Raw genomic sequence first — 21442 nt, forward strand, 5'->3', positions numbered from 1 at the left:
GGGAGGCTGGCTCTTGCGGTCAACTCGGTGTGCACGTCGTTCAGGGGAGGTTTTTACATCGTTGGAAGGACCGTGTAAACCCCTCCGTCCGAAATCTCGTCACCGCCGGCCCAGCGTGCTCTCCCGCTCCACCAGCCGGAAATCCGCGGTCAGTTCACGTCCGCCGGGCACCTCGCGCCCCGACAGACTGCGCAGCAGCGAGGCGACCGCCATCCGCGCGATGGCCTGCTTGTCGGGCGAGACCGTGGTCAGCGTGACGGCCCCGAACCGGCCCTCGGCGAGATCGTCGAAGCCGACCACCGCCACGTCCCACGGCACCCGCAGCCCCCGCTCGTGCAGCACCCGCATCGCCCCGATCGCGATCAGGTCGTTGAACGCGAAGACCGCGTCGGGACGCACCCCCGCGTCCAGGAGTTCGGCCATCGCGCGCGCCCCGTCGTCCCGGTCCCAGCCGCCCACCGGCACCACCAGGCTGTCCGGCGCCGGCACCCCGGCCTCGGCCAACTCCGCCCGCCAGCCGTCCAGTCGAAGATGCGCCGGCCGGTTCGCCGAGTCGGTGCGGGCGCCGAGGTAGGCGATCCTGGTCCGGCCCCGGTCGAGCAGATGGCGCACCGCGCACCGGGCCGCCGCCACGTTGTCGATCGCGATGTGGTCGTAGGGCACGTCGTACTCGCGCTCCCCGAGCAGCACCAGCGGCACGTCGTCCGCGCGGCCCCGCAGATCCTCCGCCTCAAGCTCCAGCGGCGAGAGGATCAGACCGTCGATCACCCGGGCCCGGTACCCCTGGCTGACCAGCACCTCCTGCTCGCGCTCGCCCCTGGTGTGGTCGAGCAGCACGGTGAACTCGTGCTCGGTCGCCGCGTCGATCACCGCCCCGGCCAGCTCCGCGAAGTACGGGTTGCCCAGCTCGGGCACGGCCAGCGCGATGATCCCGGTCCGCCCCTTGCGCAGATGGCGCGCGGTCAGATTGGGCCGGTAGCCCAGCTCGTCGATGGCCGCCTGCACCCGGGCCCGCATCGCCGGGGTGACGTGCGGATAGTTGTTCACCACGTTGGAGACGGTCTTGATCGAGACGCCGGCGCGTTCCGCCACGTCCTTCAGGCTCGCCCGCAAGGGTTCTCCTCAGCGTCGATGGATGGCCCGTCCTCGGAGCCTTTGTCATGACCCTGGACAGCGGCCCGGAGCCGTGCTCTCATGCCAACTGCCGTTCCTTCCGACGTTGTACAGACTGAAGCAGCGAGCCGCCACCCTTCCTCACCAAGGAGGATCCGTGCGCATCAGACCTCTCGGACGACGCCTCGCCCTGCTGCTCGCAGCAGCGCTCGGGGTCGCCGGACTCACCACGGCCCCCAGCGCCGACGCGGCGGACGACCCCGTCGAAGTCCACGGGCTCAAGGGGGAGTACTACACCCAGTCCGCCCCCGGCGCCTTCGATTTCCACCAGCTCAAGGCGACCGGATTCGACCCGAACCTGGACTTCGCCACCCTGGAGCCGCGTCTGGCCTTCGCCACCGGCCAGTCGGACGACGTCAACGTCCGCTGGACCGGCAAGATCGTGCCGGAGAAATCGGGACCGACCACCTTCTCGGTCATCGGCGACAACGGCTTCCGCCTCTGGGTCGGCGACCGGCTCGTCATCGACCACTGGGTCGACGACTGGGACCGCGAACAGACCGCCCAGCCCATCGAGTTGACCGCGGGACAGGCCTACGACTTCAAGGTCGAGTACTTCGAGCACTTCGGGGGCTCCAACCTCCATGTGCGCTGGACCCCGCCGGGCGGCGCCAAGACCGCCGTGCCCCAGTCCGCGTTCCGGCTGCCCGACGGCTTCGACTACGACGGAGCCATCGACACCACCGTCCGCGCCGACGGCCGCACCCTGAAGCTCGACTTCGCTCAGCCCCTCACCGCGCCCCCGGCCGGTCTCGCCGACCACCTCGACGCGGTGATCGGCGGCGCCACCTGGCCGCTGGGCACGGCCCGGCTCGACCCCGCCGACCCCACCTCGCTCCTGGTCACGCTGAAGGAGCCGGTCGTCGGCAACAAGACCGGCACCGCACCCGGCCTCGCCGACGTCCGCTACGACGGCGAAGGCGGCCTGAGCGGCAGGAACGGCAACGTTGTCAACGCCTTCTGGAGCAGCGGCGGCAACCGTTCCACCTACGAGCTGAGCACCCCCTGGGCCGACGACGTCTCCGCCCGCAACGCCCACCCGGAGTACCCGCGGCCCCAGTTGACCCGCGACGACTGGCAGAACCTCAACGGCTCCTGGCAGTTCGCCGCCGCCACCGCGGGTGAGCGGCCGCCGGTCGGCAAGAACCTCCGCGAGAAGATCCTCGTCCCGTACCCGGTCGAGTCCCAGCTGTCGGGCATCGAACGGCACGAGGACCGCATGTGGTACCGGCGCACCTTCACGGTCCCCGCCGACTGGCGGATCGGCTCGGCCAAGCGCCTCCAGCTGAACTTCGGCGCCGTCGACTGGCGGGCCGAGGTCTACGTCAACGGCACGAAGGTGACCGAACACCAGGGCGGCTACGACAAGTTCAGCGCCGACGTCACCGACGCCCTCAAGCCGGGCCGCACCCAGGAGCTGATCGTCGGCGTCTACGACCCGACCGACGCGGCCGACGGCGAGAACCCGCCGCTCGGCAAGCAGCGCCTCGACCCGAGCGGCATCTGGTACACGCCGTCCTCCGGGATCTGGCAGACCGTGTGGATGGAGCCGGTCGCGGCCGATCACGTCGACACGCTGAAGCTCACCCCCGACGCGGCCAAGGGCACCGTCACGATCGCACCGCAGGGCGTCCGCTCCGGCCTCCCGGTCACCGTCACCGCCTACGACGGCAAGCGCCGGGTGGCCGCGGTCACCGGGCGCAGCGGCACCCCGCTGACCCTGAAGATCCCGCGCGCCCACCTGTGGTCGCCCGACGACCCGTTCCTGTACGACCTGAAGGTGAGCGTCGGCAAGGACCGGGTCGGCAGCTACGTCGGGCTGCGCTCCATCGCCGTCGAGAAGGTGAACGGCGTGCCGCGCACGGTCCTCAACGGCAAGCCCGTCTTCCTGATGGCCACCCTCGACCAGGGCTTCTGGCCGGACGGCCTGCACACCGCGCCGACCGACGAGGCGCTCGCCTACGACCTCAAGCTGCACAAGCAGTTGGGCTTCAACTCGGTCCGCAAGCACATCAAGGTGGAGCCCGACCGCTGGTTCTACTGGGCCGACCGGCTCGGCCTGCTGGTCTGGCAGGACATGCCGGCGATGACCGCGGGGGTGAACCCGTCGGCCGCCGCCCGCGCCGAGTACGAGCGCGAGATGAAGCAGGTCATCGACGAGCACATCAGCAGCCCCTCGGTCGTCATGTGGGTCACCTTCAACGAGGGCTGGGGCCAGTACGACATGGCCAGGATCGCCGACCAGGCCAAGGCGTGGGACCCGAGCCGGCTGGTCAACAGCATGTCGGGCCTCAACCTCGGCGCCGACGGCGGCACCGGCGACATCATGGACGAACACGGCTACCCGAGCCCCGCCCTGCCGCCGCGTCCTGACGGCGTACGGGCCCAGGTCACCGGCGAGTACGGCGGCCTGGGACTCGCGGTGCCCGGACACGCCTGGTCGGTGCAGCAGTCGTACGTGGACGTCGACCCGTCGACCTACACGGACGACTACCTCGAGAAGCTCGACGAGGTGCACGCGCTGGCCTGCCAGGGCAGCAACGGCGCCGTCTACACGCAGATCTCGGACGTCGAGGGCGAGTTGAACGGCCTGGTGACGTACGACCGCAAGGTCGTCAAGCCCGACGTCAAGCGCGTGAAGGCGGCCCAGCGGGCGCTGATCGCCGACGCCTCCCGGGCGACACCGGCCGGCTGCGCCTGATCCGCGGACGGGCCGGCCACGCCTGACCACGGCACCGGCCGGCCCGCTCACGGCCCACGCCCCCCGGCGCACCAGGGGACGATCCGAACCGGTCGGGCCCGGCCGAGGCCCGGCCCTGAAGGACGGTGTCCTGACTCGGGGGAACGTTCCCGGCGCAGAGGGACGGTGTCCTGGCTCGGAAGGGCCGGGGCCCGACCGGAAGGGCTGTGTCCCGGCTCGGAGGAACGTGTCCCGGCTCGGAAGGGCCGAGGTCCGCTCCGCGGGGGTGGTGGCCGGCGGAAGACCTTTCTGCCGGACGCCCCTCCGCACCGCGCCGTCTCCGCCGCACGTCGCGTCGCACCGCGTCGCACCGCGCCGCCCCGCACCGCCCCGCACCGCCCCGCACCGCCCCGCTCCGCACCGCGCCGCCTCCGCCGCGCACCGCCCCGCACCGCGCACCGACGCCGTCCGCCCGCCGCCTCCCCGGCAGGCGGGCGGCACCCCGGGGTACCGTCCCCGACCGCACCTCCTCCCTCCTTCCCCACGCAGGACGACAGGAGAGCCGTATGCCGTTCGACCGGCGACACTTCCTGCGGACCGGCACGCTCGCCGCCGGTTCCCTGGCCGCGGGCGTCCCGCTCGCGACGGCGTCCGCCGCCGCGCCCGCCCCCGGCACCCTCGCCCCGCAAGGTCTCGCCCCCGACGCCTTCACCCGCCTGCCGCCGGGCAGCATCACCGCCCGCGGCTGGCTCGCGGGCCGGCTGCGCGCCCAACTGGCGGGCCTGTGCGGCCGGTTCGCCGAACGCTCGCACTTCCTCGACCCCGCGACCAGCGGCTGGACCCACCCGGAGAACGACGGCTGGGAGGAACTGCCCTACTGGCTGCGCGGATACGTCCCGCTCGCCATCGCCACCCGGGACGCCACCGCCCTCGACCGCTCCCGCCGCTGGATCGACGCGATCCTCGCCACCGAGCAGTCCGACGGGTTCTTCGGACCGCGCGCGCTGCGCACCGCCCTGAACGGCGGCCCCGACTTCTGGCCCTACCTGCCGCTGCTCCAAGCCCTGCGCGGCTACGAGGAGTTCACCCACGACGCGCGGATCGTGCCGTTCCTCGGCCGGTTCCTGCGGTTCATGAACGCCCAGGGGCGCGGCGCGTTCGACAGCAGCTGGGTCTCGCTGCGCTGGGGCGACGGCATGGACGTCGCGCTCTGGCTCCACCGGCGCACCGGGGAGGCGTTCCTGCTCGACCTCGTCGACCGGATGCACGCCTGGGGCGCCGACTGGACGGGACCGCTGCCCAGTCCGCACAACGTGAACATCGCCCAGGGCTTCCGCGAACCGGCCCAGTACGCCCAGCGGTCGGGCGACTTGGAGCTGACCCGGGCCGCCTACCGCACCTACGAGCAGGTCATCGGCGGCTACGGCCAGTTCCCCGGCGGCGGGTTCGCGGGCGACGAGAACATCAGGCCCGGCTTCGGCGACCCCCGGCAGGGCTTCGAGACCTGCGGCATCGTCGAGTTCATGGCCAGCCACGAACTGCTCACCCGGATCACCGGCGACCCGGTGTGGGCGGACAGGTGCGAGGAACTGGCGTTCAACCTGCTGCCCGCCGCCCTCGACCCGGAGGGCAAGAGCGTCCACTACGTCACCAGCGCCAACAGCGTCGACCTGGACAACGCCCCCAAGACGCAGGGCCAGTTCCAGAACGGCTTCGCCATGCAGTCGCTGCGGCCGGGCGTCGACCAGTACCGCTGCTGCCCGCACAACTACGGCATGGGCTGGCCCTGTTTCACCGAGGAACTCTGGCTCGCCACCCCCGACGGCGGACTGGCCGCCGCGATGTACGCGCCCGCCACCGTCCGCGCCACCGTCGGGCAGGGCACCGAGGTCACCCTCACCGAGGAGACCGACTACCCCTTCGACGGCACCGTCACCCTGACCCTCGCCACCCCGCGCCCGGTCGCCTTCCCGCTGCTGCTGCGGGTGCCCGGCTGGTGCCAGGGCCCGACCCTGCGGGTGAACGGCGCCCCCGTGGCGGCCGGCGACGGACCGTCGTTCGCGCGCGTCGAGCGCACCTGGCGGGACGGCGACCGGGTCACCCTGACGCTGCCCCAGCGCACCACCGTCCGCGCCTGGCCCGCGCAGCGCGACGCGGTGAGCGTCGTCCGCGGCCCGCTCACCTACGCGCTGCGGATCGGCGAGCGCTATGTCCGCACCGGCGGCGACGCCGACTTCCCCGAGTACGACGTGCACGCCACCACGCCCTGGAACTACGGCCTCGTCCCGGGCACCACCCCGGTGGCGCGACGCGTGCAAGGGCCGCTGCCCGCCGACCCGTTCACCCTCGCCACCACCCCGCTCACCCTCACCGCGCGGGCCCGCAAGATCCCGGAGTGGATCGCCGACGACGAGCACGTGGTCGCCCCGCTCCAGCAGAGCCCGGCCCGCGCGACCGGCGCCGTCGAGGAGGTCACGCTCGTCCCGATGGGCGCGGCCCGGCTGCGCGTCACGTCGTTCCCGACAGCGGCCCCCGACGGCAGGCCCTGGACTCCGGAACCGCCGTACCGGCGCGTGCAGAACAAGCACAGCCGGAAGGTGCTCGCGGTCGACGGGATGTCCACGGCGAACAGCGCCCGGGTCGTGCAGTACGACAACACCGGGACGGGCGACCACGCCTGGCAGCTGGTCGACCGGGGCGCGGGCTGGTTCCTGGTGCGCAACGGCCACAGCGGCAAGGTGCTCGGCGTCGACGGCATGTCGACCGCGAACAGCGCCGTCGTCGTCCAGTACGAGGACAACGGCACCGACGACCACCTGTGGACCCTGGACGAACGGGGCGGCGGCTGGTTCCTGGTGCGCAACCGGCACAGCGGCAAGGTCCTGGGGGTGGACGGCATGTCGACGGCGAACAGCGCGCAGGTCGTGCAGTTCGAGGACAACGGCACCGACGACCACCTCTGGCGGCTGCTCTGACCGCCGCCGGTCCTGCCCTCGCCCGGCCCGTCCCCTGGACCCCGACCGACACACCCCGCACAACCTTGACGAGTACACGTCCACGTCGAAGAATGAGCGCGGCTGTGACAACGTTGTCCGCGCGTTCGAGGAGGCACTTCCGCCCATGAGAAGGACCACATGGCTACGCGGCGCGCTGAGGGGGCTGACGGCGGCCGCGCTCCTCGGCGCCGCGCTCTCGGGCCCGTCGGCGCTCGCGGCCGACCGGGACGGTTTTCTCACCGACCTGGTCAACCCGTTCATCGGCACCCAGAACGAGGGCAACACCTACCCGGGCGCGGCCGTGCCCTTCGGGATGGTGCAGTTCTCGCCCGACACCGGCCACAACACCGGCTACGACTACGCCCAGGACCACATCCGCGGCTTCTCCCTCGTCCACCTCTCCGGCGTCGGCTGCGGCCTCGGCGGCGACCTGCCGGTACTGCCCACGACCGGCGAGGTGACACGGACCGACAACGCCGCCTACGCCGCCGGGTTCGGCCACGACGACGAGAGCGCGAGCCCCGGCTACTACCGGGTCGGCCTGGCGACCGGTATCGAGGCCGAACTCACCGCGACCGCCCGCACCGGCGTGCAGCGCTACACCTTCCCGGCCACCGACAAGGCCAACGTCCTGCTGAACGCGGCCCAGTCCCTGCACTCCGGGGTCTCGGCGAAGGTCGAGGTCCTGGACAGCAGGACCGTGCGCACCGCCATCACGGGGCGCGGCTTCTGCCAGGACACCGAGCCCTACACCGTCTACACCGTGACCCGCTTCGACCGGCCGTTCACCGCCCACGGCACCTGGGACGGCGCCACCGTGACGGCGGGCGCGCGCAGCGGCACCGGCGGCGCCTACGTCCGCTTCGACACCACGAAGGACCGGACCGTCGAGGCGACCACCGCGCTGTCCTACGTCGACGCGCACGGCGCCGCCGTCAACCTCCGCGCCGAGGGCGGCCGTTCGTTCGACAGCGTCCGCGACCGGGCCCGCCGGAGCTGGGAGGACCGGCTCGACGACGTCCGCGCCACGGGCGGCGGCGACAGCCTGCGCCGGACCTTCTACTCGTCCCTGTACCGGTCCTTCCTCGCCCCCAACATCGGCAGCGACGCCGACGGCCGCTACACCGGCTGGGACCAGCGGATCCACCGGGCGAAGGGCTTCACGTACTACCAGAACTGGTCCCTGTGGGACACCTACCGCACCCAGTCCCAACTGCTGTCCCTGCTCGCGCCGCGCGAGGCCAGGGACATGGCGGTCTCGGTGATCAGGATCTCCGAGGAGAGCGGCTGGCTGCCCAAGTGGGGCTACGGCACGGTCGAGACGAACATCATGACCGGCGACCCGGTCACCCCGTTCCTCACCAACGCCTACCAGCAAGGCCTGCTGCACGGCTACGAGGACCGGGCCTACCGGGCCCTGAAGCGCAACGCCGACGGCGTGCCGCCCGCGGACTCACCGGCCGTCGGCCGCGAGGCGAACCGCGAGTACCTCGCCGACGGCTACGCGCCCTACGTCAAGGGCCGTCCGCACGCCAAGCCGGGCGACTCCGACTACGACCACGGCGCCTCGGCCACCCTGGAGTACGCCCTGTCGGACGCGATGCTCGCGCGGATGGCCCGCGACCTCGGCCACCGCGCGGACGCCGAACGGTACGCGGCCCGCGCCCAGAACTACCGCAGCGTCTTCGACCCGACGACCGGCTTCTTCCGGGCCCGCGACGCCTCGGGCGCCTTCACGGGACCCGCCGACCCGGCGCGGAGCGAGGGCTTCCACGAGGGCACCTCCTGGCAGTACCAGTGGCTGGTGCCGCAGGACCTGCCCGGCATGATCGACCTGATCGGCGGCCGGCAGGCGGCCAACGACCGGCTCGACGCCTTCTTCGCCTACGACCGGCTGCTCGCCGACCCGGCGGGCACCGCCCGCGAGGTGTGGGTCAACGGCCCCTACGACTACTACAACGCCGACAAGTACAACCCGCAGAACGAACCCGACCTGATCGCCCCGTACACCTACCTGTCGACCGGGCAGCCCTGGAAGACCACCGACGTGGTGCACGCGGCCCTGACCCTCTTCACCGACACCCCGACCGGCATGACCGGCAACGACGACCTCGGCACCATGTCGGCCTGGAACGTGCTGTCGTCGCTCGGGATCTTCCCGGTGCAGCCGGGCGACGCCGTCTGGGGCCTGTCCACACCGGTCTTCGACCGGGTCGACCTGACCCTCGATCGCCGCTACTACCCGCACGGCGCCCTGACGATCACCGCCCGCGGCACCTCGGCCACCGACCGGTACGTCCAGTCGGCCCGCGCGGACGGCGCGGCCCTCGACCGCACGTATCTGACGACCGACGCGCTGCGCTCGCTGCACCGGCTCGACTTCACGGTCGGCCCGCGCCCGTCGGAGTGGGGTACGTCGCACCCGGCCGCGCCGCCGGCGCCGAAGTGACACCAGACGCCCCATGAGTCCCGCCCCTCCCCAGGGGCGGGACTTAATCTGCCGTTAACTGAGCGTAGCCTGATCGTACTTGACCGTAATCGTCGGATGGCGCTTGACTGCTTGTTCACCCTGTCCTCGACGCGAGGCAAGCAATTGACTTCCGACCCGCTCGCCCCTCTCGATCTGGCGTTCTGGAACATCGAGTCCGCCGCCCACCCCATGCACCTCGGCGCCCTCGGCGTCTTCGCGGCCCACGCGCCCACCGCGGGCGCCCACGCGGCCGACCTGCTCGCCGCGCGGGCCGCCGGGGTGCCTGGACTGCGCATGCGGATCAGGGACGTCTGGCAACCGCGGGCCCGCGCCCCGCTCGCGTTCGGCGGCGCCACCCGCGAGAGCGACCCGGACTTCGACCCCCTCGCCCACGTCAGGCTGCACGCCCCCACCCGCGACTTCCACGCCGACGCCGGCCGGCTCATGCAGCGCCCGCTGGAGCGCGGCAGGCCCCCGTGGGAGGCGCACGTCCTGCCCGCCGAGGACGGCGCCTCCTTCGCCGTCCTCTTCAAGTTCCACCACGCCCTCGCCGACGGACTGCGCGCCCTCGCCCTCGCCGCCGCCCTCCTCGACCCGATGGACCTGCCCGCGCCGAGAACGCGCCCCGAGGAGCCGCCGCGCGGCCTGCTGCCCGACGTGCGCAGGCTCCCGGAGCTGGTCAGGGGCGCCCTCTCCGACGTCGGCAGGGCCCTCGACATCGGCGCCTCCGTCGCCGTCTCAGGGCTGGGAGTGCGCTCCTCGGCCGCGCTCACCTCCGAGGCCACCGGCACCCGCCGCACCGCGGGCGTGATCATCGACCTCGACGACGTGCACCTGGTCCGCAAGACCGCGGGCGGCACCGTCAACGACGTCCTGATCGCCGTCGTCGCGGGCGCCCTGCGGCGCTGGCTCGACGAACGCGGCGACGGCAGCGAGGGCGTCGCGCCCCGCGCCCTGATCCCGGTGTCGAGGCGCCGCCCGCGCACCGCCCAGCCGCCGGGCAACCGGCTCTCCGGGTACGTCATGAGGCTCCCCGTGCACGACCCCGACCCGCTCGGCAGGCTCCGCGCCGTGCGGGCCGCCATGGACCGCAACAAGGACGCCGGACCCCACCGCGGCGCGGGCGCCGTCGCCCTGCTCGCCGACCATGTGCCGCCGCTCGCCCACCGGCTCGGCGGGCCCCTGGTCGGCCAGGCGGCCCGGCTCTGGTTCGACATCCTGGTGACCAGCGTGCCGCTGCCCAGCCTCGGTCTGAAGCTCGGCGGGCACCCGGTCACCGCCGTCTTCCCGTTCGCCCCGCTGGCCCGCGGCCAGTCCCTCGCGGTCGCCGTCTCCACCTACCGCGGCCGTGTCCACTACGGCCTGGTCGCCGACGCGGCGGCCGTCCCCGACCTGGACCGGCTGGCCGCCGCGCTCACCGACGAGGTGGCCGCGCTGCGCGCCGTCTGCGGCTCCTGAGGGGACCGGGTTTGGAGGACGGGCCGGGCGCTCCGTAAAATTCCCCGTTCGACAGCGGGCGCGACCGGAGCGCCGCGACGGCAGACCAGGGAACGGCAGCGGCCATGACGGTGACAGACAACGGCTCGACGACCACGGACGAGGTCGTCTTCGGGCCCGGCATCGACCCCGAGCGGCTCGCCGTCTGCCTCAGCGTGCTCGACGAACTCGACCGGCTCGACGTCGACCACCCCGACGCGATCGCCGTGCGCCGGGCCACCGCCGGGATCTACCGCACGGTCAAGCAGCGCCGCCGCCAGGAGCGCCGGGCCTCCAAGACCGCCCACGACAAGGCGGTCACCGAGGCCACCGCGACCGGCTCCGCCCAGCGCATCGACGACGAGACCGAGGGCATCCTGCCCTCCTCGGTCACCGAGCAGGGCCAGATCGCCGGGATACTCCAGCGGCCCCGCTCCTGCTACACCTGCAAGACCCGCTATGTCGAGGTCGACTACTTCTACCACCAGCTCTGCCAGAAGTGCGCCGCCGAGAACCGCGCCCGCCGCGAGGCCCGCGCCGACCTCACCGGCAAGCGCGCCCTGCTCACCGGCGGCCGGGCCAAGATCGGCATGTACATCGCGCTGCGGCTGCTGCGCGACGGCGCCCACACCACCATCACCACCCGCTTCCCGAGCGACGCGATCCGCCGGTTCAAGGCGCAGCCCGACAGCGCCGACTGGATCCACCGGCTGAAGATCGTCGGCATCGACCTGCGCGACCCGGCCCAGGTCGTCGCGCTCGCCGACTCGGTGGCCGCCGAGGGCCCGCTCGACATCCTGATCAACAACGCGGCGCAGACGGTGCGCCGCTCCCCACAGGCCTACAGCGAGCTGGTCACCGCCGAGTCCGCCCCGCTGCCCGCGGGCGAGCTGCCCGCCTCCGAGGTGATCGGCACCTTCGGCTCGGGCGCGGTCGCCGCCCTCCCGGTGGCCGGCGGCGGCGCCCTCACCGCGCACGACGTCACCGGCCTCGCGCTGGTCTCCGGGTCGGCCTCCCTGGAGCGCATCGCGGCGGGCACCGCCATCGACGCCGGTGGTCTGGTGCCCGACCTGCACGACACCAACAGCTGGATCCAGGCCGTGGAGGAGGTCACCCCGGTCGAGCTGCTCGAAGTGCAGCTGTGCAACTCGACGGCGCCGTTCATCCTGATCAGCAGGTTGCGCGCGGCGATGGCCGCCGCCGAGGCGCCCCGCACCTACATCGTCAACGTCTCCGCCATGGAGGGCGTCTTCAGCCGCGGCTACAAGGGCGCCGGACACCCGCACACCAACATGGCCAAGGCCGCCCTGAACATGCTCACCCGCACCAGCGCCCAGGAGATGTTCGAGAAGGACGGCATCCTGATGACGGCCGTCGACACCGGCTGGATCACGGACGAGCGCCCGCACCCCGACAAGATCAGGATGGCCGAGGCGGGCTTCCACGCCCCGCTCGACCTGATCGATGGGGCCGCCCGGGTATACGATCCTATTGTGCGTGGAGAGCAGGGCGAGGACCTGTACGGCGTCTTCATGAAGGACTACGCACCCGGCAAGTGGTGATCCGCCTGCCCCGTGCGCGACCCTGAGCCGGCCGGGAAACCGGCCCCGCGGAACATCCGCGCCGGGAGCAGTCATGGCAAGTCCGAGTCCACACATCGATCCGCGCGCCTTCGGGGACGCGCGGAACCACTACTCGACCGACGACCAGTTCTACGGCAGCGACCGGCCCGAGCGGCCCCTGCTGCCCGAGGACAGGCCGCGCGGCGGCGTCACGGGCGAGGTCGCCAGGCACCGGGGCACCTGGGCCACCGTGGGCCTGGTGGCGCTCATCGTCCTGATCGTCCTGATCGGGATCGCCCTCTTCCCGTGACGATCTGATCGGGGACGCGGCGATGCCGATCACGCTCTGATCGGGACCGCGCCGAAGTCGGGCCATGTCCTGATCGGGTCCGCGCCGACGCCGGGTCACGTCTTGATCGGGACCGCGCCGACACCGGGTCATGTCCTGATCGGGTCCGCGCCGACGCCGGGTCACGTCTTGATCGGGACCGCACCGAGCCGGATCGCGTCCTGATCGGGACCGGCGGTAGGTGTAGGTGCAGCTGCCGTTCCGATCGGGACCGACCCGACGGCGGAGGCCGTCGCCGCTCGCCGTCCTGAGCGGGATCGCCCTGAGCAGGATCGCCCTCGGCGGGATCGTCGACGGATCGCGGGGCCCGTATGCCCCTACCTCTACCTCCGTCGCGTCCGCGCGGTCGCGCACACGCGTGCATCCGCCGCCCGCTGGGCCCACTGCCCGCCCGATCCAGCGCGGCGCCCCGGTCACGATCGCCCGGCCCACCGTCGACCCCGTACGAGGGTGTCACCTCCGCGCCGGTTCGATGACGGCCCGTCAGTCCACGGCGCCCAGACGGGAGTTGCGGTCCGCGACCAGTTCCAGGACGGTCCGCCAGTCCTCCAGGACCCCGGCGTCGAAACCGCCGTGGCGGCTCTCCTCGTCCGCGTGCCGCAGCCGCAGCAGGTCGTCGTCGCTGTCGGGGCCCGCGCGGTGGTGGGAGCGCACCAGGCGGGCGACCCGTTCGCCGAGCAGCGCGCGCACCGCGTCCGCCGCGCGGTCGGGGTGCGCGTGCCCGGCGCCGGGCGACAGCAGCGGCCCGATGGCGTGCACCAGCCCCGCCACCTGCAACTCCTTGTCGGCCGGGCGCCCGCGACGCAGCAGTGCGGCGGTCCGCAGCGCGTGCTGGTGCAGGTCCGCGCGGCCGTCCGGCGGACCGGGGGAGTCCCACGAACCCCGGCACGCGTACAGCAGGTCCATCACCTCGTCGACACTGCGCAGCTCCATGCGCCGGTCCTCTCCGCCGGACGAGCCGTTGCCGCGCGCCAGCAGATCATGGCCGCCTTGCGAATCGGCCAACGGGACCTGAACTGCGCGCCGGCCGGAGCGCCCCCGACCGAGCCTGCTGTAGGCCGTTCGAGTGAACCTACATCGGGTCGTACCCGAGCAAATAGTGCCCTACCATGTCCATTGGGTGCGGGCGGACTTGGGGCATTTACACGTTGTTTCCACTCCCTATCGAGCGAGGCTCCGCTCATCTGGTTACTGTTGACCCGACGGACAGCAACAGGGTTCCACCCACACCCACGTCCGTCCCGGGGCAAGCCGGTGCACAGCGGCCTGCCCGTTCGAAAGACCGGCGCCACCGCGTCCGAACTGCTCGACCCACACCCGAGCGGGGTGTCCCAGATCGGTCCGGACGACCGGCCCGCCCCGAGGGTGACCCGACACATAAGGAGTGCGCGGTGACACCAGAAGAGACGACGACTCGCGTCGAACGCCCCAAGGAACCCATGAAGGCCGTCGGCCGTCGCAAGGGACAGCTCGGCAGCCTCGACGTGTGGGCCAGGTCCGCGCCGATCCGGCTGGCCGGCTACGAGGACGACCTCGCCGAGCCGCACATCCTGCCCAGCGTCGACTGAGCCGCCGACCCCGGCCCCCCGGGCCGCCGCCCGCGTGGGCGTGACAGACTCACGCCCATGCTCATCAGGGAAGCCGCAGCCGCCGACTGGCCGCAGATCTGGCCTTTCTGGCACCGGATCGTCGCCGCCGCCGAGACCTACGCCTGGGACCCGGACACCTCCGAGGAGGCCGCCCGGGTCCTGTGGATGAACCCGGCGAAGCGCGTCTTCGTCGTCGAGGACGAGACCGGGGCCGTCGTCGCCTCCGCCTACCTCACCCCGAACTACGCGGGCCCCGCCGACCGCATCGCCAACGCGGGCTTCATGGTCGACCCCGACCGCTCGGGCCACGGCTACGGCCGCGCCCTCGCCGAACACCTGCTGACGGCCGCCGCCGAGGACGGCTACCGGGGCATGGTCTTCAACGCCGTCGTCGAGACCAACCCGGCCGTCCGCCTCTGGACCTCCCTCGGCTTCACCGTTCTGGGCACCGTCCCGGACGCGTTCGAACACCCACGGCACGGCCTGGTAGGGCTGCACGTGATGTACAGGGCGCTGTAGTCCGCCGGCCGCCCGTCACCGGGCCTGCCGCGCCGCCCACGCCGCCAGCGTCGCGAAGTCGGCGTCCACGAGGCCGCGCCGCGGGTCGACGCGGTGCAGCAGGGCCGGGCCGCGATGGTGCTCCCGCACCCAGGCGCGGTCCGCCCCGGTGATCTCGTCGTCCACCCAGGCGAAGGCCCGGCCGCCGGCCCACGCGACGATCTGCGGGGTCTTCCAGAACACTCCCTCCGGAGCCTCGGGGCGCGGCGACGACCACCGCACACACGGCAGTTCGGGCAGGCCGAGGACCGGCGCGATGAACGTGTTCGCCTCCTCCTCCCAGGTGGTCGCCCACACCAGGTCGAAGGGGAGCGCGGCAAGTGCCGGGCCGTGCCCGGGATCGAGCCAGACCCGCAGCGGCCTCACCGGCCGGTCCGCGAGCCCCCACTCGGCGAGCCGGCGCCGCTCGGCCGCCGCCCAGCGGGGCGGCAGCATCCGGTACGTCCGGTAGCCCGCGGGACGGCGTTCCCGCTGGGCCGCGTACGGGTTCAGCGGTCCGTCGACATCCAGCAGCAGCAACGGGCGCACCGGCGCGGTCAGTCGAGCGGTGCGGTCCGCCGCCACGGGCGCAGCCTCTCGAACTCCGCGGCCACGTCCAGCAGTTCCTGCTCAGAGCCGGGCAGGCCGGCCAACTGCACGGCGCAGGGCGCACCCGAGGGCAGCACACCGAACGGGACCGACACCGCCGGCCAGCCGGTCAGGTTCCACGGCGGGGACAGCGGTGAACAGGCGCTGTTCACCGCCGCGTTGCGCAGCCAGCTCCGCTCGTGCCACGGCTCGGCAGCGGGGGAGCGGCGGGCCAGGGCCGGGGTGAGCAGAACGTCGTGCTCCGCGAAGAACGGCTCCAGGCGCCGGCGCAGCGTGTCCCTCGCGGTGCTCGCGCGGACCCCCTTCAGGAAACGGCGTCCGATGGCGGCCTGGGTGCGGGTGCGGCGGTCGAGAAGGCGTGGGTCGAGGCCCTCGGCGTCGACGGCGACGGCCGCCGTCCAGTGCGTGAGGGAGGTCGTGGCCAGGGACGCGGGGTACGGCGGATCGGCCCGCCTGACCTGGTGACCGGCCTTGATCAGCACCCCGGCCGCCTCCCGGACGGCGGCCCGGAACGGCGCGGTGACCGTGACGCCGAGCAGCGGACTGCGCAGCGAGACGGCGACCTTGCGCATCCCGGTCGGCGGCACCCGCGACGGCCACCGCCGCTCGGAGCCCGCGAGGAGCGCGCACATCAGCCGGGCGTCCGCGACCGTCGTCGCCAGCGGGCCGTTCTCCGACATCCCGAACCAGTCGCCTCCGCCGATCCCGGCGGGCAGCACCCCGTACCCCGGCTTCAGCGTGAGAAGACCGCAGTTGGCGGCCGGGATGCGCAGCGAGCCCATGCCGTCGTTGCCGAGGGCGATCGGCGCCATCCCGGCGGCGACCGCGGCCGCGCTGCCGCCCGAGGAGCCCCCTGCCGTCCTGGTGAGGTCCCAGGGGTTGCGGGTGATGCCGTGGACGCCGTCGGTGGTACCGAAGACACACAGCTCGGGCACGTTCGTGAGGCCGATCACCACCGCGCCCGCCGCCCGCAGCCTGGCCACCGTCACATGGTCCGCCGCCGCGGGCGTGTCAGGGGTCGCCGCCGAGCCGTTCCGCTTCGACTCGCCGCGCACGTCGAGATTGTCCTTGACGGCCAACGGGACCCCGGCGAGCGGGAGTTCGGCCAGGTCGTCGCGGGCGGCCAGCTCGTCGGCCTCGGCGAGCGCGGCCTCGGCCCTGACCCGCCGGAACGCCCCGACGCGCCCGTCGAGCCGCGCGATCCGGTCGAGGTGCTCGGCCACCACCTCCCGGGGAGTCGCCCGCTTCTCGCGGACGGCGGCGGCGATCTCGACGGCGCTCCGGCCGACCCAACTGGTCACTACGGCTCCTCGGGGTGCGATGCGGCGTTCGGGCGTGGTGCCCGGCTACTCGGGAGTACGAGACGCACTCTGCCCGGCCCGGCGCCGCACGTCGAGAGCGGCGGGCCGGGGAGGCGGTCCGGTGTCCTCGACCGGCCGTCGCGGGCGTCCGGCGCTCTCACGCGTACCCGGCCGGCCGACGCCCGCCCCCGTACGGCACGTGAGCGCGAACTGCCCGGGGGAGCGGCGGCCGTCCCTCACCGCCACCCGGACCGCGGAGTCCGGCCTGTACCGTTCCGGCGGCGACGGCCCGAGAGGCACCCGCCCGCTACCGTGCCGAACGGCGGGCCGCCGCCGTGCTGTCCCGCACGATCAGACGCGGTACCGGCACCCGGACGGTCCTGGCCGGGCCCGCGTCGAGCAGGGCCGTCAGCTCCCTCGCGGCCGTCCTGCCGAACTCCACGCTGTCCCGGGACAGCGCGGACAGCCAGGGCTTGACCATGCGGCAGAGCGCCGAGTCCTCCCAGGCCACCACCGACACATCGGCCGGCACCGCGAACCCGAGGTCGATGGCGGCGGCCACCCCGGCGACGGCCATCACGTCGTTGTCGTAGATCAGCGCCGTGGGGGCGGCGGCGGCCTCCAGGACCCGGCGGGTGACGGCGGCGCCCTGGGCGTCCGAGTAGTCCGTCGTCACCGACTCCACCCCGGTGAGACCGCGCCGCCCGGCCTCGGCGCGCAGCGCGCGGATCCGGCGTTCGGTGTGCGCGAGGCCCGGCAGCCCGGCGATGTGCACGATCCGGCGGTGGCCGAGCCGGTACAACTCGTCGACGACGGCGGCCATCGCGCCCGCGTCGTCCGCCCACACCGTCGAGAGGCCGGGGTGCCGTTCGTCGGGCTCGCCGCCGATCACCACGGCGGGCAGGCCGAGTTCGTCGAGCAGGCCGGTGCGCGGGTCGTCGGTGCGCGGATCGACCACCAGGACGCCGTCCACCCGGTGTTCGGCCCACCAGCGCCGGTAGACCGCGCACTCGTCGGTGACGTCCTCCACCACCTGGAACAGCAGGCCGAGATGGCGTTCGGCCAGCACCTCCTGGATACCGGAGACGAGTTGCAGGAAGAACGAGTCGACGCCGAGCGTGTCCGCGGGGCGCGCCAGCACGAAGCCGACCGTGGCCGCACCCTCACCGGAGAGCGCGCGGGCCGCCGTGCTGGGCCGCCAGCCGAGCTGCTCGGCGACCCGGCGGACCCGGTCGCGGGTCACCTCGGAGACTCCCGGGCGGTCGTTGAGCGCGAAGGAGACCGCGCTCTCGGAGACTCCGGCCCGCCGCGCGATGTCCTTCATCGTCGGCCGGCGGGCCGGGGACCGCTTCGCAGGCATGGTGCTTCCCGCTTTCTCGCTGATGACAGCTAATGCGCTTGAGTGCCAGCACCCTAAAGCGCATTAGTCATCCAGCGCAAGCTTTCGGCCATACGGCTCTGACCTGCACTAATGAGGATCGGATTTCTTTAGCGGCGCCGAATCCATTGACTTTGCCGGAAGGCCCCGGGCATGGTCCTGGCATCCTCGCCGCCGACGCCGTCAAGGGAGCCCTGTCACCGTGCCCAGAACCCGCGGAGCACTCGCAGCCGCCGCCGTAGCCGCCCTCCTCCTGCCGCTCAGCGCCTGCGGCTCCGCCGACTCGGGCGGCGGGTCGACCGACGCCTCGGGCAAGGTCGAGGGCGACATCACCTTCCAGACCTGGAACCTGCGGGCCAACTTCAAGCCCTACTTCGAGGGCGTGGTCGCCGACTTCGAGAAGAAGTACCCGGACACCGAGGTCAAGTGGATCGACCAGCCCGCCGAGGGCTACGCCGACAAGATCAGCGCCGACGCGGCCGGCGGCACCCTGCCCGACGTCGTCAACGTCTCCCCCGACCTGGTCGCCCCGCTCGCCAAGGCCGGCCTCGCGCTCGACCTGGACAAGGCCGCCGCCGACTACCGCAAGGAGTACCTGGACGGCGCCTGGGCCAGCCACCGGATCCCCGGCATGACCGGCACCTACGCCTTCCCCTGGTACCTCAACACCGGGCCGCTGTTCTACAACAAGACCCTCTTCACCGAGGCGGGACTCGACGCCGGCCATCCGCCGACGACCTACGACGACCTCTTCGCGCAGGCCCGCAAGCTCGCCCAGAAGACCCACGGCAAGGTCGCCACCCTCGCCAACGTGCCCACCATCGAGGACTTCGGCCGCTACGGCGTCGAGCTGATGAACAAGGAAGGCACCGCGTTCGCCTTCAACGACCCGAAGGGCGTCGAACTCCTCACCAAGTACAAGGAGTTGTACGACGCGAAGGCGCTCGACCCGCAGGCGCTCACCGCCACCCCCGAGTCCTCGGGCAAGAAGTTCCTCACCGGCGCCGTCGCCATGAACCCCGGCAGCGCCCTCGACCTCGGCAACTTCAAGAAGCAGGCGCCGAACCTGTACAAGAACATCGGCATCACCGACCAGATCACCAGCACCGGCCACGTCAACATGTACGTCATGGGCGTCATGGTCAACGCCAGGACCAAGCACACCGCCGCCTCCGTCGCCTTCGCGCACTTCGTGACCGACGCCCAGCGGCAGATGTCGTTCGCGAAGCAGGTCGCCATCTTCCCGAGCACCGCGGGCTCGCTCGACGACCCGTACTTCACCGAGGAGGACGGCACCGACGAGACCCGGGTCCGGGTCGCCGCCGCCAAGTCCCTTAAGAACGCCGTCAATTACACACCGGTGCTGTTCAGCGAGCAGATGAAGACCGCGCTGCGCAACGAGGTCGCCAAGGCCCTCCAGGGCAAGGAGAGCCCCAAGGCGGCCCTCGACAACGCTGTCAAGGCGTGCGACACCCTCCTCGCGCAGCAGGGCTGACCGTCATGGCGAGCCCCACTGCCCCGGCCACCACCCGCATCCGGCGTCAACTGCCGACCAGCCCCTGGCTGTTCGCGGCGCCCGGACTGCTGATCGTCGGCGTGTTCATCCTGTACCCGTTCCTCTCCACGCTGGTGAACTCCTTCACCGACCGGCGGACCCTGCTGCCCGGCCGCTTCGTGGGCCTCGCCAACTTCCGTGAACTGCTCCACGACGACATGTTCTGGATCGGACTGCGCAACAGTTGCCTCTACGTCCTCGGCGTGGTGCCCGCCCTGGTCGTCCTGCCGCTGCTGCTCGCGCTCCTGGTGCGCAAGAACATCCCCGGCATCACCTTCTTCCGCTCCGCCTTCTACACCCCGGTCGTCGCCTCCATCGTCGTGGTCGGCCTGATCTGGGTCTGGCTCCTCGACGAACGCGGCCTCGTCAACGCGCTGCTGGAGGCGGTCGGGGTGGGCCGGGTCGGCTTCCTCAGCGACCAGTGGCTGCTGCTGATGAGCGCCATGGCCGTCACGGTCTGGAAGGGCCTCGGCTACTACATGATCATCTATCTGGCCGCGCTGGCGAACGTGCCCCGCGAACTCCACGAGGCGGCCGCCGTGGACGGCGCGGGCGCCCTGCGCCGCTTCCTCTCCGTCACCGTGCCCGCCGTCCGCTCCACCATGGTGCTGGTCGGCGCGCTCTCCTCGGTCGCCGCCTTCAAGGTGTTCTCCGAGGTCTACTTGATGGCCGGCCCGAGCGGCGGCCCCGCGGGCGAGGACACCACCCTCGTCATGCTGGTCCAGCGCACCGGCACCGGCCTCACCGGCCGGGTCGGCTACGCCTCCGCCCTCTCCGTCGTCGTCTTCGCCGTCACCGTCGCCCTGATGCTGCTCGTGCTGCGCGCCGACCGGAAGGACGCGTCATGAGCGTCCTCGACCGGGCACGCCCCGCACCCGGGCGGGCCGCCGCCCGCACGCCGCGCGGGCCCCGCTTCGCCGACGAGCACGGCCGCCGGCTGCGCGGCTGGGAACTCGCCCTGCGCTACCTGCTGCTGCTCGCCGTCCTGGCGCTGACCGTCGGCCCGTTCCTGTGGCAGCTGTCCACCTCGCTCAAGGGCCCCACCGAGGACATCTACAGCTCCCCGCCGAGCTTCCTGCCCGGCCACCCCACCCTGCACAACTACGAACGGGTCGCGGAGACCATCCCGGTCTGGGACTACGCCCTCAACTCGCTGAAGGTCGCGGGCGCCAACGTCGTCACCAACTGCGTCGGTTCGGCGCTCGCCGGGTACGCGCTGGCCAGGCTCCGCTACCGGGGCCGCAAGGCCGCGACGCTCGTCTTCGTCCTGGCCATGCTGGTGCCGGTGGAGGGCATCATCATCGCCCAGTTCACCACCATGCGGGAGCTGGGCCTCAACAACACCCTGATCGGAGTCGTGCTGCCCGGCTGCGTCAGCGCGCTGAACGTCCTGCTGATGCGCAACGCCTTCCTCAGCCTCCCGCACGAGATCGACGAGGCCGCCTACGTCGACGGCGCCGACGTCTGGCAGCGGTTCCTGCGGATCGCGCTGCCGTCCGTGAAGGGCACCCTCGCCGTCGTCGCGATCTTCGCCTTCATGGGCGCCTGGGACGACTTCCTGTGGCCGCTGATCGTCCTCAGCGACCCGTCCCGCTTCACCCTGACCATCGGGCTCAACTACCTGCACGGCACCTTCGCCAACGACGAACGGCTCGTCGCCGCCGGCACGATCATCGCCGTCGCCCCGCTCATCGCCCTCTTCGCCTGCCTCCAGCGGTACTTCTTCCGCGGCGTCGGCGAAGGAGCCGTCAAGGGCTGAACCCGCCA

Annotated in this window: 16 protein-coding genes; 11 read left to right on the forward strand and 5 right to left on the reverse strand. The window is 72.4% G+C overall.

Annotated elements, in window-relative coordinates:
* Nucleotides 1–99: 99 nt before the first annotated feature.
* Nucleotides 100–1113 (reverse strand): LacI family DNA-binding transcriptional regulator, encoded by a 1014-nt coding sequence (locus DDJ31_RS34265; protein ID WP_127176530.1) that lies wholly within the window; start codon nucleotides 1111–1113, stop codon nucleotides 100–102.
* A 157-nt stretch (nucleotides 1114–1270) separates the two neighbouring features.
* Between DDJ31_RS34265 and DDJ31_RS34270 the strand changes: the two genes are divergently transcribed.
* The 6 genes from DDJ31_RS34270 (at nucleotide 1271) to DDJ31_RS34295 (ending at nucleotide 12667) form a co-directional block, all read left to right on the forward strand.
* On the forward strand, nucleotides 1271–3874 hold the full coding sequence (locus DDJ31_RS34270; RefSeq protein ID WP_127176529.1) for a PA14 domain-containing protein: 2604 nt from the start codon (nucleotides 1271–1273) through the stop codon (nucleotides 3872–3874).
* 545 nt (nucleotides 3875–4419) lie between these two features.
* Nucleotides 4420–6828, forward strand: a complete 2409-nt coding sequence (locus DDJ31_RS34275) for an RICIN domain-containing protein (protein WP_127176528.1) — start codon at nucleotides 4420–4422, stop codon at nucleotides 6826–6828.
* A gap of 145 nt (nucleotides 6829–6973) precedes the next feature.
* Nucleotides 6974–9298: a GH92 family glycosyl hydrolase gene (locus DDJ31_RS34280; RefSeq protein ID WP_127176527.1), complete on the forward strand. Its 2325-nt coding sequence runs from the start codon at nucleotides 6974–6976 to the stop codon at nucleotides 9296–9298.
* 144 nt (nucleotides 9299–9442) lie between these two features.
* Nucleotides 9443–10777 carry a wax ester/triacylglycerol synthase family O-acyltransferase gene (locus tag DDJ31_RS34285; protein WP_127176526.1) on the forward strand — a complete coding sequence of 445 codons (1335 nt, stop codon included), beginning with the start codon at nucleotides 9443–9445 and terminating at the stop codon, nucleotides 10775–10777.
* A 104-nt stretch (nucleotides 10778–10881) separates the two neighbouring features.
* A complete protein-coding gene (locus DDJ31_RS34290) occupies nucleotides 10882–12357 on the forward strand; it encodes an SDR family NAD(P)-dependent oxidoreductase (RefSeq protein WP_127176525.1) in 1476 nt (491 codons plus the stop codon).
* Nucleotides 12358–12430: 73 nt separating this feature from the next.
* On the forward strand, nucleotides 12431–12667 hold the full coding sequence (locus DDJ31_RS34295; RefSeq protein WP_127176524.1) for a hypothetical protein: 237 nt from the start codon (nucleotides 12431–12433) through the stop codon (nucleotides 12665–12667).
* A gap of 522 nt (nucleotides 12668–13189) precedes the next feature.
* Here the strand turns inward: DDJ31_RS34295 and DDJ31_RS34300 are convergent.
* On the reverse strand, nucleotides 13190–13639 hold the full coding sequence (locus DDJ31_RS34300; RefSeq protein ID WP_127176523.1) for a hypothetical protein: 450 nt from the start codon (nucleotides 13637–13639) through the stop codon (nucleotides 13190–13192).
* A 458-nt stretch (nucleotides 13640–14097) separates the two neighbouring features.
* Between DDJ31_RS34300 and DDJ31_RS34305 the strand changes: the two genes are divergently transcribed.
* Complete coding sequence (locus tag DDJ31_RS34305; RefSeq protein ID WP_127176522.1) at nucleotides 14098–14274, forward strand: hypothetical protein; 177 nt, start codon at nucleotides 14098–14100, stop codon at nucleotides 14272–14274.
* A gap of 57 nt (nucleotides 14275–14331) precedes the next feature.
* A complete protein-coding gene (locus DDJ31_RS34310; protein ID WP_127176521.1) occupies nucleotides 14332–14814 on the forward strand; it encodes a GNAT family N-acetyltransferase in 483 nt (160 codons plus the stop codon).
* Between the two features lie 15 nt (nucleotides 14815–14829).
* On the opposite strand, the gene DDJ31_RS34315 is transcribed toward DDJ31_RS34310, so the two are convergent.
* The 3 genes from DDJ31_RS34315 to DDJ31_RS34325 all read right to left on the reverse strand — a co-directional run bounded on the left by DDJ31_RS34315 (nucleotide 14830) and on the right by DDJ31_RS34325 (nucleotide 18102).
* Complete coding sequence (locus DDJ31_RS34315; RefSeq protein WP_127182469.1) at nucleotides 14830–15372, reverse strand: hypothetical protein; 543 nt, start codon at nucleotides 15370–15372, stop codon at nucleotides 14830–14832.
* A gap of 17 nt (nucleotides 15373–15389) precedes the next feature.
* Nucleotides 15390–16742, reverse strand: a complete 1353-nt coding sequence (locus tag DDJ31_RS34320; protein ID WP_127176520.1) for an amidase — start codon at nucleotides 16740–16742, stop codon at nucleotides 15390–15392.
* Between the two features lie 307 nt (nucleotides 16743–17049).
* Nucleotides 17050–18102, reverse strand: a complete 1053-nt coding sequence (locus DDJ31_RS34325) for a LacI family DNA-binding transcriptional regulator (RefSeq protein WP_127176519.1) — start codon at nucleotides 18100–18102, stop codon at nucleotides 17050–17052.
* Nucleotides 18103–18322: 220 nt separating this feature from the next.
* Between DDJ31_RS34325 and DDJ31_RS34330 the strand changes: the two genes are divergently transcribed.
* From DDJ31_RS34330 to DDJ31_RS34340, 3 genes are read left to right on the forward strand one after another with little or no spacing between them, the layout of a single operon-like run.
* Nucleotides 18323–19615: an ABC transporter substrate-binding protein gene (locus DDJ31_RS34330; RefSeq protein WP_127176518.1), complete on the forward strand. Its 1293-nt coding sequence runs from the start codon at nucleotides 18323–18325 to the stop codon at nucleotides 19613–19615.
* A gap of 5 nt (nucleotides 19616–19620) precedes the next feature.
* Entirely contained in the window at nucleotides 19621–20523 is a 903-nt protein-coding gene (locus tag DDJ31_RS34335; RefSeq protein WP_127176517.1) for a carbohydrate ABC transporter permease, read from the forward strand.
* Nucleotides 20520–21434, forward strand: a complete 915-nt coding sequence (locus DDJ31_RS34340; protein ID WP_127176516.1) for a carbohydrate ABC transporter permease — start codon at nucleotides 20520–20522, stop codon at nucleotides 21432–21434. The genes DDJ31_RS34335 and DDJ31_RS34340 overlap by 4 nt, the downstream gene beginning before the upstream one ends.
* Nucleotides 21435–21442: the final 8 nt, after the last annotated feature.

The sequence above is a fragment of the Streptomyces griseoviridis genome (genome assembly GCF_005222485.1).
Lineage (GTDB): Bacteria > Actinomycetota > Actinomycetes > Streptomycetales > Streptomycetaceae > Streptomyces > Streptomyces hintoniae.